14 protein-coding genes are annotated in these 14,350 nt (G+C 71.0%); 7 read left to right on the forward strand and 7 right to left on the reverse strand.

Annotated features, from left to right (window positions below):
• Positions 1–141 precede the first annotated feature (141 nt).
• Positions 142–1,188 (reverse strand): zinc-binding dehydrogenase, encoded by a 1,047-nt coding sequence (locus tag IF20_RS01815; protein ID WP_052863097.1) that lies wholly within the window; start codon positions 1,186–1,188, stop codon positions 142–144.
• A 126-nt stretch (positions 1,189–1,314) separates the two neighbouring features.
• Between IF20_RS01815 and IF20_RS01820 the strand changes: the two genes are divergently transcribed.
• From IF20_RS01820 to IF20_RS01845, 6 genes are all read left to right on the forward strand, one after another.
• Positions 1,315–2,730, forward strand: a complete 1,416-nt coding sequence (locus IF20_RS01820; protein WP_052863098.1) for an ABC transporter substrate-binding protein — start codon at positions 1,315–1,317, stop codon at positions 2,728–2,730.
• Positions 2,731–2,783: 53 nt separating this feature from the next.
• Positions 2,784–3,719: a carbohydrate ABC transporter permease gene (locus IF20_RS01825; RefSeq protein WP_052863472.1), complete on the forward strand. Its 936-nt coding sequence runs from the start codon at positions 2,784–2,786 to the stop codon at positions 3,717–3,719.
• An 80-nt stretch (positions 3,720–3,799) separates the two neighbouring features.
• On the forward strand, positions 3,800–4,666 hold the full coding sequence (locus tag IF20_RS01830; protein WP_052863473.1) for a carbohydrate ABC transporter permease: 867 nt from the start codon (positions 3,800–3,802) through the stop codon (positions 4,664–4,666).
• A 16-nt stretch (positions 4,667–4,682) separates the two neighbouring features.
• Positions 4,683–5,888 carry an ROK family transcriptional regulator gene (locus IF20_RS01835; protein WP_052863099.1) on the forward strand — a complete coding sequence of 402 codons (1,206 nt, stop codon included), beginning with the start codon at positions 4,683–4,685 and terminating at the stop codon, positions 5,886–5,888.
• A 75-nt stretch (positions 5,889–5,963) separates the two neighbouring features.
• Positions 5,964–6,845, forward strand: coding sequence for a Gfo/Idh/MocA family protein (locus IF20_RS01840; RefSeq protein ID WP_052863100.1), 882 nt, complete (start codon positions 5,964–5,966; stop codon positions 6,843–6,845).
• A gap of 165 nt (positions 6,846–7,010) precedes the next feature.
• Complete coding sequence (locus tag IF20_RS01845; protein WP_052863101.1) at positions 7,011–7,526, forward strand: lytic polysaccharide monooxygenase auxiliary activity family 9 protein; 516 nt, start codon at positions 7,011–7,013, stop codon at positions 7,524–7,526.
• A gap of 66 nt (positions 7,527–7,592) precedes the next feature.
• Here the strand turns inward: IF20_RS01845 and IF20_RS01850 are convergent, their stop codons facing one another.
• From IF20_RS01850 to IF20_RS01865, 4 genes are all read right to left on the reverse strand, one after another.
• On the reverse strand, positions 7,593–8,480 hold the full coding sequence (locus tag IF20_RS01850) for a carbohydrate ABC transporter permease (RefSeq protein ID WP_110943704.1): 888 nt from the start codon (positions 8,478–8,480) through the stop codon (positions 7,593–7,595).
• Complete coding sequence (locus IF20_RS01855; protein ID WP_052863102.1) at positions 8,477–9,439, reverse strand: carbohydrate ABC transporter permease; 963 nt, start codon at positions 9,437–9,439, stop codon at positions 8,477–8,479. Before IF20_RS01855 ends, IF20_RS01850 begins: the two co-directional genes overlap by 4 nt.
• Positions 9,436–10,800, reverse strand: a complete 1,365-nt coding sequence (locus IF20_RS01860; RefSeq protein ID WP_052863103.1) for an ABC transporter substrate-binding protein — start codon at positions 10,798–10,800, stop codon at positions 9,436–9,438. The genes IF20_RS01855 and IF20_RS01860 overlap by 4 nt, the downstream gene beginning before the upstream one ends.
• A 103-nt stretch (positions 10,801–10,903) precedes the next feature.
• Positions 10,904–11,665 carry a DeoR/GlpR family DNA-binding transcription regulator gene (locus IF20_RS01865; RefSeq protein WP_052863104.1) on the reverse strand — a complete coding sequence of 254 codons (762 nt, stop codon included), beginning with the start codon at positions 11,663–11,665 and terminating at the stop codon, positions 10,904–10,906.
• A 332-nt stretch (positions 11,666–11,997) separates the two neighbouring features.
• Here IF20_RS01865 and IF20_RS01870 point away from each other — a divergent pair, with 332 nt between their 5' ends.
• A complete protein-coding gene (locus tag IF20_RS01870) occupies positions 11,998–12,447 on the forward strand; it encodes a MarR family winged helix-turn-helix transcriptional regulator (protein ID WP_052863105.1) in 450 nt (149 codons plus the stop codon).
• Positions 12,448–12,743: 296 nt separating this feature from the next.
• Here IF20_RS01870 and IF20_RS01875 read toward each other — a convergent pair whose 3' ends face one another.
• Positions 12,744–13,085, reverse strand: a complete 342-nt coding sequence (locus IF20_RS01875) for a hypothetical protein (protein WP_052863106.1) — start codon at positions 13,083–13,085, stop codon at positions 12,744–12,746.
• A 66-nt stretch (positions 13,086–13,151) separates the two neighbouring features.
• On the reverse strand, positions 13,152–14,300 hold the full coding sequence (locus IF20_RS01880; protein ID WP_052863107.1) for an NAD(P)/FAD-dependent oxidoreductase: 1,149 nt from the start codon (positions 14,298–14,300) through the stop codon (positions 13,152–13,154).
• Between the last annotated feature and the right edge of the window lie 50 nt (positions 14,301–14,350).

Below are 14,350 nucleotides of genomic sequence, written 5' to 3' on the forward strand. Positions count from 1 at the left end.
GCTTCGGGCCTTTTCTACGTGTTGGAGCGTGGCGTACGGACCTGCGTTGGCCATCCGTGCCGAGCCGGGCGGTGGGTGCGGTGTACCGGAAGCCGGGCGGTGGGTGCGGTGTACCGGAAGCCGGGCGGTGGGTGCGGCGGCTCAGAACTCCAGCACCATCTGCAGCGCCTCGTGCGGGCGCTCGTCCAGCAGTCGGTAGGCGTCGGCCACGTCCTCCACCGGGATGACGTGGCTGACCAGTGACTTCACGTCCACCTTGGCTTCGGCGACCAGCCGCAGGAACGTCTGCTGGAGGCGTTCGACGGTCCAGCGGCCCGCCAGGTGCGGGGGCACGCCGCCGATCTGGGAGCAGATGAGCTGGGCGCGGTTGTGGTGGAACTCGTCGCCGAGGCGCAGCCCTTCGCCGTCGCCCTGGTAGAAGCCGGCGGCGACCACCCGGCCGTCGACGGCGACGCAGCGCAGCGCCTCGTGCAGTGCGGGGTAGACGCCGCTGATCTCGATGGCGGCGTCGGCGCCGCGGCCGCCGGTCGCTTCCCTGATCCGCTCGGCGACGGCGTCGGTGCGGGCGTTGAGGGTGCGTTCGGCGCCGTACTGCCGGGCGGCCTCCAGGCGGATGTCGAGCGCGTCGACGGCGGTGACGCGGGCTCCGCCGAGTTGGGCGAGGCGAGTGGTGAGCAGGCCGATGACGCCCTGCCCGAAGACGGCCACGTCCTCGCCGAGGTTGATGCCCGCGCCGAGCACGGCGTTGTACGCGATGGCGCCCACCCGGGCGAACGCACCGGCCAGCGGCTCCAGGCCGGCCGGCAGGGTGTGTCCGACCAGCCGCTCGGCGGGCACGATGCCCTCGCTGCGATGCCCCCAGATGCCCCATACCAGGTCGCCGACGGCCGGCACGTCCGGCCGGTCGGTCAACTCCGGTGAGACTTCAACCACTTCGCCGACCTCGGAGTAGCCCCAGCCGACGACCGGGTACGAGATGCCGGCCGCGCCGTCGCGGAAGAGCCGGGCCTCGGCGTCCCAGGTGCGAGTGAGGTAGGGGTTCGTCCCCCGGTAGGCGGTCAGTTCCGTGCCCGCCGATATGCCGGAATAGCGAGTGCGTACCCGGAGGTGCCCGGCGGGCAGTGGTGCGCTTTCGTGCTCGGCGATTTCGACATCACGGGGGCCGACGAACTGGACAACTCGCTCCACAAGGGACTCCGGAAGGACGTGAGTTCAGTGGTTTCGTCGAAGATACATCAGGGTTACGTCTTGTTAATAGACAAAATTGGTGCTGGGATGCAGGGCAAATAAACGGAAGTGCTGTGAGGACGTGGCATGCGTATGTGGTCCCGACGGTCGAGGGCGACCGCGGCAGGACTCGCCGTGACACTGGCCGCCGCCCTGTTGACGAGTTGCTCGGGCGGGCAGGCGGACGGCAGGGCGGCGCCGGACAAGAAGATCACGGTGTGGACGCAGGAGAACCTGCCCGCGCGGATGGCGGCCACCCGCAAGGTGGTCGGGCGGTTCGAGAAGCAGACCGGCATCACAGTGAACCTGGTCGGCGTGGACGAGGGGCAGTTGCCCCAACTGATCATGTCGGCAGCGGCAGCGGGCAACCTCCCCGACGTCATCGCCGCACTCCCCCTCGGCCAGACCTGGCAGATGTACAGCAACGGCCTGCTCGACACCCGGCTCGCCGGCGACATCGTCGAGGACCTCGGCGCCGGCACGTTCAACGCCAACGCCCTGCGGCTGACCTCCGACCACGGCACGCCGCTCGCCGTGCCCTCGGACGCCTGGCTGCAGCTGCTGGTCTACCGCAAGGACCTGTTCGAGAAGGCCGGCCTGGCCGCACCCGACAGCTACGGCGCGCTCCTCAAGGCGGCGCGGAAGCTGGATCGCGGGCACCTGGCCGGCATATCCGTCGCCAGCGACCCCGGTGACGCCTTCACCCAGCAGAGCTTCGAGAGCCTGGCCCTCGCCAACGACTGCCAACTCGTCGACGACAAAGGCGAGGTGACGCTCGACTCCCCCGCATGCCGCCGCACCTTCGCCACCTACCGCTCGCTGGCGCGCGACCACGGCGCCCCCGGCACCCAGACGCTCGACACCACGCGCGCCACCTACTTCGCCGGCCGCTCCCCGATGCTCGTCTGGTCCTCGTTCCTCCTCGACGAGCTCACGGGGCTGCGCGCCGACGCCACGCCCAGCTGCCCGGAGTGCAGGAAGGACCCGTCGTACCTGTCCGACCACAGCGGCATCGTCACCGGCCTCAAGGGTCCCGACGGGACCCGCCCTGCGCAGTTCGGCGAGGTCACGTCGTGGGCGGTGACCAAGAGCGCGGAGCGGGCCGCCTCCCGCGCCTTCATCAGGTACATGATGGGCGCCGGCTACGAGGACTGGTTCGGAATGGCCCCCGAGGGCAAGATCCCGGTCCGCGAGGGAACCGCGGACGACCCGGACAAGTACACCCGCGCCTGGCACCACAGCCGGCTCGGCGTCGAGGCAAAGGTGCGCAAGCCCCTCGACGCCCTCTACTCGGACCGCTTGCTCGACCGCATCGCCGACGGCATCAGCGGCATGCGTCGCTGGGGCATCACGCAGGGCGAGGGCGCCCTCGTCGGCGCCACCAACGGCGAACTCCCCGTGCCCAAGGCGCTCGGCGAGATGGTCAGCGGGCAGACCCCGCCACAGGAAGCGGCCCGCAAGGCCGACGAGGAAGTCACCGCCCTCAAGGAGTCGCTCCGGTGAACGCCGCCCCCACAACCCGCACCGCGCCACGCACCGGCCACCGCCCGCGCCACGTGGCGTCCGCCGCGGCCCGCGAGAACCGCGCCGGGCTCGCCTTCGTCACCCCCACCTTCGTCGTGGTGCTGGTCGTCGTCGTGCTGCCGATCCTGTGGACCGTGCTGCTGGCCTTCCAGCACGCCCGGCTCGTCGACATCCAGGGCATGAGCCTGCTGGGCAACTGGTCGCTGGAGAACTTCGGCAAGGTCTTCGGCTCCCCCGGCTTCTGGTCCAGCCTGTGGACCACCGTGCTCTACACGGTCGGCTCCACCGCCGGCTCCGTGTTCCTCGGCCTGATCGCCGCGCTCGCCCTCCGCAAGCCCTTCCGCGGGCGCGGGCTCCTGCGCGCCTCGATGCTGCTGCCGTACGTCGCGCCGGTCGTCGCCGTCGCGTTCGTCTGGGAGATCGCGCTCAGCCCCCAGCTCGGCATCGTCAACGACTGGGGCACCAGGCTGCTGGGCTGGGACGACCCGATCGCCTTCCTGTCCACCCGCTCCTACGAGGTGAGCCTGCTCGGGCTGCACTTCGACGTGCCGCTGGCGCTGCTCACCGTCATCGCCTTCGAGACCTGGCGTTACTTCCCCTTCGCCTTCCTCTTCCTCCTCGCCCGCCTCCAGGCGGTGCCCGACGGGCTGGAGGAGGCCGCGAAGGTGGACGGCGCCGCGCCCACCCAGCGGTTCCGCTACGTGCTGCTGCCGGAGCTCATGCCGGTGATCGCGCTGCTGTGCGTGCTGCGGTTCATCATGACGTTCAACAAGTTCGACGACATCTATCTGCTCACCGGCGGCGGCTCGGGCACCGACGTGGTGGCGGTGCGGGTGTACGACTTCCTCACCGCCCGCTTCGACGTGGGCGCCGCCGCCGCCCAGGCCCTGGTCCTCGCCGTGCTCCTCATGGCGCTGCTGGGCGTGTACTTCGCGTTCTTCGCCAAGAAGACGCAGGAGGAGGCGTGATGAACAGCGCGACGACGACCCGTCCCGCCCCGCCGACCCGAGGCGATACCGCCGCTCCCCGCGCCACGGCCCGCCCGCGGATGAGCCGGGCCCGCTTCGAGGAGCGGTTCTTCGGGGTGGCCCGCCGATTGGTGATCGCGTTCCTGGCGCTGATCACCCTCGTCCCCTTCGGTTACATGCTGCTGCTGTCGGTCAAGCCGATCGACGCGCTCCTGCTGGACCCCGGGCAGCTGTGGGTCTCGGCGAAGGACTTCACGCTCGCGACGTACGAGGAAGTGCTGCGCCCCACCGCCGAGGGCGGCCAGGGCTTCCTCGGCATGCTCGGCAACACCGCACTGGTCTCGCTCGGCACCGTCGCCCTCACCATGCTCGCGGCGATACCGGGCGCGTACGCCGTCAGCCGGCTGAGGTTCTTCGGCGGGCGCCAGGTCAGCGCCCTGTTCCTCGCGGTCTACCTCTTCCCCGCGACCCTGCTGGCCGTGCCGCTATTCGTGATGTTCGCGCGGCTGGGCCTCCAGGGCAGCCTGGTCGGCCTCGCCATCGTCTACATCGCGCAGACCGTGCCCGTGTCGATCTACATGATGAAGAACTACTTCACCACCATCCCGTACGGCATCGAAGAGGCCGCCGCGCTGGACGGCTGCTCCCGCCTGCAGACCGTACGCAAGGTGGTGCTCCCCCTCGCGCTGCCCTCGCTGATGGCCACCGGGCTCTACATCTTCATGATCGCCTGGAACGAGTTCCTCTTCGCGCTCCTCTTCCTCGCCGCCGCGCCCGACAAGTGGACCGTCTCCCTCGGCCTCCAGCTGCTGTCCAACGGGGTGGAAGTATCCAAAACGGTGCTCATGGCAGGATCGGTGGTGCTGACCGTCCCCGTCATGCTGCTCTTCTTCGCCGCGGAGCGCCTGCTGACGGAGGGGCTGACCAGCGGCGCCGACAAGAGCTGAAGCGGGGAACGAGGGAATGAACGCCAACCAGGCCAGCGCGGGCCACCTGCTGCGCCTCATCCGCGAGGGGACCGCCACCACGCGCGGCGCGCTGCAGCGTGCCACCGGGCTGTCCCGTTCGACGGTGGGCCACCGGCTGGACCAACTGTTCGCCGCCGGCTGGCTGCGCGAGGGCGCGGCCGAGCCGGTCGAGGGGTCCACGGGCGGGCGGCCGTCGGCGCGGTTGGAGTTCGACGCGGGGCACGCCGTCGTGCTCGCGGCCGACCTCGGCACCCGGCACGCCCGGGCCGCCGTGCTGGACCTGGCGGGCACGGTGCTCGCCGAGCGCTCGGGCGAGCTGGTGATCAGCGACGGCCCGGAGACGGTGCTGGACCGACTCGGCCGGTGGTTCGCCACACTGCTGGAACAGGCCGGGGCCGCCCCCGGGACCGTCTGCGGTATCGGGCTGTCGGTGCCGGGCCCGGTCGACTGGGACACCGGCCTGGTCATCCAGCCACCGATCATGCCCGGCTGGGACGGCTACCCCATCCGGGACCGGATGCGGCAGGCGTACGCGGAGCACGTCAGCGCGGCCGGCGGCGACGTGCCGGTGCTGGTCGACAACGACGCCAACCTGATGGCCTACGCCGAGCAGCGCATCGGCCACCCCGACTGCTCGGCCTTCTTGCTGGTCAAGGTGTCCACGGGCATCGGCGCCGGAGTCGTCGTCGGCGGCCGGATGTACCGGGGCATCGACGGCGGCGCCGGCGACATCGGCCACATCCGGCTGCACGACTGCCCGGACGCGCTGTGCATGTGCGGCTCCTACGGCTGCCTCGCCGCGGTCGCCAGCGGCCGGGCCCTCGCGGGTCAGCTGGCCGCCGCCGGCGTCCCGACCGCCTCGGGCTCCGACGTGCGCGACCACCTGGCCGCCGGCCAGCCGGACGCGGTACGCCTCTCCCGGGAGGCGGGGCGCCGGGTCGGCGAGGTGCTCGTCACCGTCGTGACGCTGCTCAACCCCGGGGTGCTGGTGATCGCCGGGGACCTCGCGGGCACCCCGTTCCTCACCGGCGTGCGCGAGCTGCTGTACCAACGCGCGATGCCCCGCACCACCGCCCACCTCCAGGTCGTCACCTCCCAGCTCGGCGACCGGGCGGGTCTGCTCGGCGCCGCGGCCATGGTCGTGGAGGACCGCTACGCCCCGGACCGCGCGGACGCCCGCCTCGCGGCGCTCACCGCCTGACCGCCGGCGCCCGCCGGCCACTGCGGGGCCGCCTCTCCGGAAGCCCCAACCCCACTGCCCGGCAAGGAGTTGCACGTGACCGAGTCCTGGACCGGCCGCCCCGTGCGGGTCGGCCTCGTCGGAGCCGGGCCCTGGGCCCGCACCATGCATGCCCGAATGCTGGCCGCCGGGCCCGAGACCGAGCTCGCGGGCGTCTGGGCCCGCAGGTCCGAGGCGGCGGCCGAGGTCGCCGACGCCTACGGAGCGCCCGTCGCCGCCTCGTTCGACGACCTTCTCGACCGGTGCGAGGCCGTGGCCTTCGCCGTACCGCCTGCCGTGCAGGCGGAGGCGGCCGTACGCGCCGCCCGGGCCGGCAGGGCGCTGCTGCTGGAGAAGCCGCTCGGCCCGGACCTGGCCTTGGCGCGTGCCGTCGCCGAGGCGGTCGAGGAGAGCGGCGTGGTGACGCAGCTGGTGCTGTCCAAGCGGTACCACCCCGCCACCCGCGCCTTCCTGGCCGAGGCGCGGACCTTCGAGGCCACCGGCGCCCGCTCCTGCTACCTGCACGGCGCCTTCCTCGGCGGCGACTTCGCCACCTCCTGGCGGCTGGAGCACGGCGCACTGCTCGACCTCGGACCGCACCTGCTCGACCTGCTGGACCTCGCGGTCGGGCCGGTGGTCTCCGTGCGCGGGACCGGGGACCCGCGGCACTGGATCGAGTTGACCTGCGAGCACGAGAACGGCGCCGTGAGCCAGGCCTCGCTGTCCGGGACCGTACGGCTTCCCCAGGCCCGTACCCGACTCGAACTCTTCGGCCCTGCCGGCGAGTTGACGTACGACACCGCCGAGATCGACCACGAGGAGTGCTGGCCGGTCCTGCGCCGGGAGTTCGCCACGGCGGTGCGCACCGGCCGCAGCTCCGACACCGACGTCCGCCGCGGACTCCGCCTCCAGGAGCTTCTGGAGCAGGCACTGCCGTAGTCGTTCCGCGGTCGTGCCGTGGTCGCAAGGACGCCGGACGGGCGCGCTTGACGGACCCCCGTCAAGCGCTATGGTCTAGACTAATCCGGCTCTCGCACCCCCTCACCCGCCGGAGAACTTCACGCAAGCCCCCATCCCATGCACCACCCCCCTGAAGGAGAACGCATGGACAGCAAGCGGAAGTTGGCCGCCACCATCGGTGCGGCAATGGCACCCGTCCTCGCCCTGACCCTGCCGACCGGCTCGGCGTCCGCGCACGGCTGGGTCAACGCCCCGGCCAGCCGCCAGGAGCAGTGCGCCAGGGGCACGGTGTCGTGCGGCGCCATCACATGGGAACCGCAGAGCGTCGAGGGCCCCAAGGGCCTGCGGAGCTGCAGCGGAGGAAACTCCAGATTCGCCGAGCTGGACGACGACAACAAGGGCTGGAAGGTCAGCGACGTCAGCCGCACCACGACCTTCACCTGGAAATTCACCGCCCGGCACCGCACCTCGAACTACGAGTACTTCGTCGACGGCACCAAGGTCGCCACCATCAACGGCAACGGCCAGCAGCCGCCCGAGACGGTCTCGCACCAGGTCAACCTCGGCAGCGCCACCGGACGGCACAAGGTGCTCGCGGTGTGGAACATCGCCGACACCGCCAACGCCTTCTACGCCTGCATCGACGTGAACATCCGCTGATCCCCGCACGCGGAGGCCGCCCGGCGCACGCTGCCGGGCGGCCTCCGCCGTACGCGTCCCCGGCCGCTACTTCACCGCACCGAGCGACAGCCCCTGCACCAGCTTGTCCTGCGCCGCGAAGCCGGCGGCGAGCACCGGCAGCGAGATGACCAGCGACGCGGCGCACACCTTGGCCAGGAAGAGGCCCTGGCTGGTGATGAAGCCGGTCAGGAAGACCGGCGCGGTCTCGGCGACCACACCGGTCAGCACCCGCGCGAACAGCAGCTCGTTCCAGCTGAAGATGAAGCAGATCAGCGCGGTGGCCGCGATGCCGGGCGCGGCGACGGGCGCGACGACACGGGCCATGATCGTGGGAAGCCGGGCGCCGTCGACCTTGGCCGCCTCGATCAGCGCGACCGGCACCTCCCGCAGGAAGGACTGCATCATCCACACCGCGATCGGCAGATTCATCGACGCGTACAGGATGACCAGCAGCCACACGTTGTCCAGCAGGCCGGTCTGCTCGGCGAAGAGGTAGATCGGCAGCAGGCCGGCGACGACCGGCAGCATCTTCGTCGACAGGAAGAAGAACAACACATCGGTCCACTTGCGCACCGGCCGGATGGACAGCGCGTACGCCGCCGGCAGCGCCAGCAGCAGCACCAGGAGGGTCGACACCACGCTCGCCGTCACGGAGTTGGCCAGCGGCGGCCAGGGGCTCGCGCCCCCGCCCACGCCGAAGAACTCGCGGTAGCCGTCCAGGGTGAGCGGTGCACCCAGCGACGGCGGGTTGGTGGCCGCGTCCGTCTCGGAGTGGAACGAGGTCAGTGCCATCCAGGCGATCGGCAGGAAGAACGCGATCGCGCAGGCCCAGGCGAGCAGGCCGAGGAGTGTGTTGGCGGTACGGGGGCTGCGGGCGCGGGCGGCCGGGGCGCCCGTGCGGCGTGCACCGGTGGTGGGGGCGCTGGCGCTCATGCGGCGGACTCCTCACGGAACAGGGACGAGACGACCCGGAGGGCGAAGGTGGCGATGATCAGGGAGCCGATGACCACCAGCACGCCGGCGGCGGAGGCCCGCCCGTACTCGTGCCCCTGGTAGAAGGTCTGGTAGATGGTGTACGGCAGGTTGGCGGTGCCCAGGCCACCGGAGGTGATGGTGTAGACGGCGTCGAAGTTCTGCACGACGTACACCGAGCCCAGCAGCGCACCCAGTTCCAGGTAGCGGCGTAGGTGCGGCAGGGTGAGGTAGCGGAAGATCTGCCAGGCGCCCGCGCCGTCGATGCGGGCGGCCTCGATGGCGTCGGCGGGCCGGCTCTGCAGCCCCGCCAGCAGGATCAGCATCATGAACGGGGTCCACTGCCACACCAGCGCCGCCTCGACCGCGCCGAGCGGCATCTCCGCGATCCAGTCGGGCTGCGTTGCCCCGTCCCCGAAGACCCAGTGGAGCAGGCCGTTGAAGAGTCCGTACTCGGGGTTGAAGAGGACGTGCTTCCACAGCAGCGCCGCGGCGATGGGCACCACCAGGAACGGCGCGATGAGCATCGTACGGACGATGCCGCGCCCGGCGAAGGAGCGGTCCAGCAGCAGGGCGAGGCCGAGGCCGAGCGCGAGGCTGACCAGCACCACGGTCACGGTCAGCAGGACGGTGGTGAGGACCGAGTCACGCAGCGCCGGTTCGCTCAGCACCTCCTGGTAGTTGGCGAACCAGGTGAAGCTGCGTTCCTTGGGGTAGTAGGCGTTCCACTTGAAGAGGGAGATCACCAGCGTGGCCACGAAGGGCAGCTGGGTGACCAGGATCAGGAACACCAGCGCGGGCAGCAGCGGACCGCGGGCCGCCCAGGCACGCAGCCGGTCGGACGGGCCGCCGGGACGGCCCGACGCCTTGGTGGTGCCGCTTCCCCGTGCCGGGGTGGTGGTGCTCGCAACGGTGCTCACTGGGTGTCCCGCCCCTCGTAGTCCTTGGCGACGACGGCGGCCAGCTCCTGCGAGCGGCGCAGTGCCTCGTCGGTCGACCGGCGCCCGGCGATGGCCGCGCTGATTTCCTGGGAGACCTTGGTGCCCAGGTCGGGGAATTCCGGGATGCCGACGAACTGGATGCCGGGTGCGGGGCGCTTCTGCACACCGGGATCGCGCGGGTCGGCCTCGACGATCGCCTTGCGGGCGACCTCGCTGAAGGCCCCGGCCTCCTTCTTGTACGCGGGGTTGCGGTAGGTGGAGGCGCGCTTGCCGGCCGGCACGTTGGCCCAGCCGTACTCCTTGCCGACCAGCTGCTCGTACTCCTTGCTGGACGCCCAGGAGATGAACTTCCAGGCCTTGTCGGGCTTCTTGGACGCCTTCTGCAGGCCCCAGGCCCAGGAGTAGAGCCAGCCGGCGGACTTCGTCTTCTCCACCGGCGCGGCCACATAGCCGACCTTGCCCTTGACCGGCGACCCCTTGGCCTCCAGCGAGCCCGCCCCGGCCGTCGCGTCGTACCACATGGCGCTCTTTCCTTGCGTCATGTTGTTCAGACACTCCGCATAACCGGACTGCGCGGCACCCGCCGTACCGTGTTTCCGTACGAGGTCGACGTACGTCTTCGTCGCATTGCTGAAGCCTGGGTCGGTCAGCTTCGCCCGCCACTTGTCGTCGAACCACGTGCCGCCGAAGGTGTTCACCACCGAGGTGAGGGGCGCGATCAGCTCGCCCCAGCCGGGCAGACCGCGCAGGCAGATACCACGCATGCCCTTCTGCGCACCGTCCACCTTCGCCGCGAGGCCCGCCACCTGGTGCCAGGTGGGGTGGTCGGGCATCGTCAGCCCCTTCGCCGCGAAGACGTCCTTGCGGTACATCAGGAAGGACGACTCCCCGTAGAAGGGCTCGGCGTACATCTTGCCGTCGGCGCCGCTGAGGGACTCGCGTACCGAAGGAAGGAGGTCGGCGCGGTCGAAGGCCTTGTCGCGCTCGGCGTAGGCGTCGAGGTTCCGCAGCCAGCCGTTGCGGGCGTAGATCGGGGTCTCGTAGTTGCTGAGGGTGGCGACGTCGTACTGTCCTGCCTGGTTGGCGAAGTCCTGGCTCAGCTTGTCGCGGACGTCGTTCTCGGGCAGCACGGTGAAGTTGACCTTGATGCCGGTCTTCTTGGTGAAGTACTTGGCGGTCAGCTTCTGCAGATCCATCATCTGCGGGTTGTTCACCATGAGGACGTTCACGGCGTCGCTGTCGGCGCCGGCGCCGCCGGCTCCCGCGCATCCGGCGAGCAGCGCGCTCGCGGTGGCGGCCGCTATGGTCGCGCAGATCCTCCGGCGGGTCTGACTGCGCATGGTGGCTCCAGGAACTCGGGGACGGGGGACGAAGGGCGGGGGACGCCAGGCATGCGGTAAGGCGCAGACGGGACGCCGACCGGGCCGGTGGCGGGCAGGGGCCTCACACACGGATGACCTTGGGCCCCAGGAGCTGGTAGCGGTGGGCCTCCGCGGCCGGCAGACCGCTGCCCGTGACGATCGCTTCCAGGGCGGCCACGTCCGCGAACCGGCAGAAGCTCGCGGTGCCGAACTTGGTGTGCACGCCGGCGAAGACGTGCCGCCGGGCCGACCGCATCGCCTGCTCCTTGACCGCACCGACGACCGGGTCGGGCGTGGTGAGGCCGTGGGCGCGAGAGATGCCGTTGGCACCGATGAACGCGAGGTCGATGACGAAGTCGGAGAGCATGCGGACGGCCCAGTGGTCGACGGTGGCCATCGTGCCGTTGCGTACCCGGCCGCCCAGCAGCAGGACCGCGGTCTTGGGCCGGTTCGCGAGGGCGCTCACCACCGCGAGCGAGGCCGTCACCACGGTCAGCTGCCGGTCGTACGGCAGTGCCTCGGCGATGAGCTGCGGAGTGAACCCCTCGTCCACGAACACCGTCTCGGCGTCCCCGAGAAGCTCCGCCGCGGCAGCGGCGATACGCGACTTCTCCGGCACCTGCTGTGTCGCACGGAAGGCCAGCGTGGTCTCGAAACCCGCGCTCTCCACGGGGTACACACCGCCGTGCGTACGGCGTACGAGTCCCTGGTCCTCCAGCATGTTCAGGTCCCGGCGCACCGTCTCCTTCGAGACCTCGAACTCCTCGGCCAGTCGGACGACGTCGACGGAGCCCGTACGCCGGACCAGCTCCAGCATGCCCCTGCGGCGTCCCGCGGCGTCCATCACACTCCTCCTGCGTCCGGGTCGACACGCTGCCCGTTCGGGCAAGTGGGTGTGATTCAAACAAGCACCTCGTGCGCTGACCAGCCTCCCCACAGCCGATCCCGTGCCCGTTTTCCCCACACCGCCACCCGCAAGCCACCACGTCAGCCCGCTCCCCGGCGCCACCCCTTGCCCGTTTCCCCCTCTTCCCCTGCCCGTTTCCCGCCCGCTCCCACGGGCGCCACCGCCCCGGAACCGGTCATCCGCCGGGGCTTGCCCGAACGGGCGGTGGACGGCCGAGAGGGTCGCGCAGCAGCCTTGTTTCACGGTACATGTAGATACATAATGAGGTTATGCATAAGCGGGTTATGGACATCGACGTGTCGGCCGAGGAACTGATGGACGCCGTCGAGCGGCTGGTGCGGCATGTGCGGCAGAGCGCCAATGCCGGCGGGCTGAGCACGGCGGCGTCGTCCGCGCTCGGGCGGCTCGGGCGCGAGGGGCCGTACCGGCTCACCGAACTGGCCCGGGCCGAAGGCGTTTCCCAGCCGAACATGACCCAGGTCGTCACGCGGATGGAGCGGGCCGGCCTCGTACGGCGCGTCGCCGACAGCAGTGACGGCCGGGGGGTGCTGGTGGAGGCCACCGACACCGGCCTGGAGATCTTCCGTCAGCGGCGCGCGGAGCGCACGCACGCGCTCCAGCTGCTCGTCGAGGAGTTGAGCGAGCCCGAGCAGCAGGCGGTCAAGGTCGCGCTGCCCGCCCTGGCCCGCGCCATCCAGGAGCGTCAGTCCCGCTGCTGAACCACTCCGGACCGCCTCCTGACCCGCCCGAGCACCTGTCCCCTCCCCTCACCTTTCCACGGGAGTGAAGCGCATTGAGTGCACCGAACGGAACGGCCGCGAGTCCGTTCAGGTAGCCCAAGGCCGTCTGGGCCGTGGCGTTCGCCTGCGTGATCTCGTCCATGGGCATCGGCCTCGTGGACCCCATCCTGCCTGCCCTGGCCGGTGCCACCGGCTCCATCAACGGCATCGTGGGCTTCCGCGCCGGCTGGGGCCTGGGCAACGCCGTCCTGCCGGGGCTTCGCGTTGCGGGTCCGTCAGTCCCCCTGCGACCAAGCAGCCACCGGGAGCGAGAGGTAGACGCCGAACTCACGGAGTCCGGTCGCGGAGGCGAGCGCCGCGTGCAGCCGGTCCGTACGCTCCTGACGGTCGGCGGCCCTGCTCTCGAACCACTTCGACCGCACTTCCACCACGACGTCCAGCCCGCTGCGGTCCAGCGGCCCCAGCCTCCGGAACCGGATCTCCACATCGCCCGGCTGCAGGTCGCCGTCGTACGGCTCCTCCGGACACTCCACCGCCTGGGAGACGAGATGCGGCAGCACCGCGGCGAGGTCGCGGAGGGTCGCTTCGGGGACGTGCGGCGCGTAGGTGACTTCGATGAGAGGCGTCGGATCACCTTAGGGCGTGCGGCTCGGGTCATCTCAGGGCGTGCGGCTCGGACCGCCTCAGGGCGTGCGGTGGGGCGTCTCGAAGCGCTCCGGGCGGAACGGTGCCAGCATCGGGTGCTCGGCCCCGGTGAGGATTTCGTAGGACAGCAACTCGCCGGCGATCAGGCCGAGTGTGGCACCGGAGTGGGTGAAGCCCACGAAACACCCGGGGACGTGCGCCAACTCCCCGAAGACCGGTTCGCCGTCGCCGGGAATGGGCTTGCGGCCGAGTTTCCAGGAGGCCGGGGTCAGCGTGACGTCGCCGGCGAAGAGCGCCGACGCCTCCGCGGTCAGCTCCTTCACCACCGCTTCGTCGATCGTGCAGCCGCCGTCCGGGGCCTCGGTGATCTGCGACTCGTACCAGGAGTGGTCCAGGGCGTACGCACCGCCGGGGTGCGGACGCACCGCTACGCGCGGGGTGTTGAGCACGGTGGTGACCTCGGCGTCCACCGGTTCGGTGACGACCAGCATCGACAGCGGCGAACCGTCGGCGATGGTCACCCCGAGGTCGGCCACGACCGCGGGCGTGGCCGCACCGCACGCGACGACCACCGCGTCCGCGTCGAATCGGCGCCCCTCGGCCGTCGTCACGCCCCGCGCCGCACCGTCCTCGACCACGACGGCGGCCTTGCCGGCGTGGGTGACCAGTTCTCCACCGCGCCGGGTGAACTCGTCCGCCAGGTAGGCGATCAGCTCCGGCAGCGACACCCAGCCCTCACCGCGATTGACGACCGCGACCTCCGGCACCGCGGCCGGGTCGACGCCCGGGGCGTGCTCGGGGAGGGCGGAGGGCGCGACGAGCCGCGAGTCGTAGCCGTGCGCCACCTCGTGGCGGTGGCGGTCCTCGGCCTTCGCCCGCTGTCCGGCGCGTGCCCAGTACACCCCGCCGTCGAAGCGGAGCCACTCGCGGCTCGGGTCGGCCGCGAACAGGGTGCGGTACCGGTCGATGCCGGCCACGCGCAGGGCGTGGTACGCGTCGGATCGGGCGCCCGCCGAGTTCAGCCAGGACAGCGAGCGGCCGGACGCCCCGCCGGCGAGCCCGTCCTCGGTCACCAGCACCACTGACGCGCCGTCACGCTGAAGGTGTGCCGCGGTGGAAACGCCGATGATGCCGCCGCCCACCACGACGACACGCTTGGCCGGTGCCTCTCCGGTACCTGCGGACATGTGCCACCACCTTGCCCTTCCTTCGTGCTTCCCCAGCAGGATTGAGAACG

This window comes from Streptomyces niger (assembly GCF_000718305.1).
Taxonomy (GTDB): Bacteria; Actinomycetota; Actinomycetes; order Streptomycetales; family Streptomycetaceae; genus Streptomyces; species Streptomyces niger.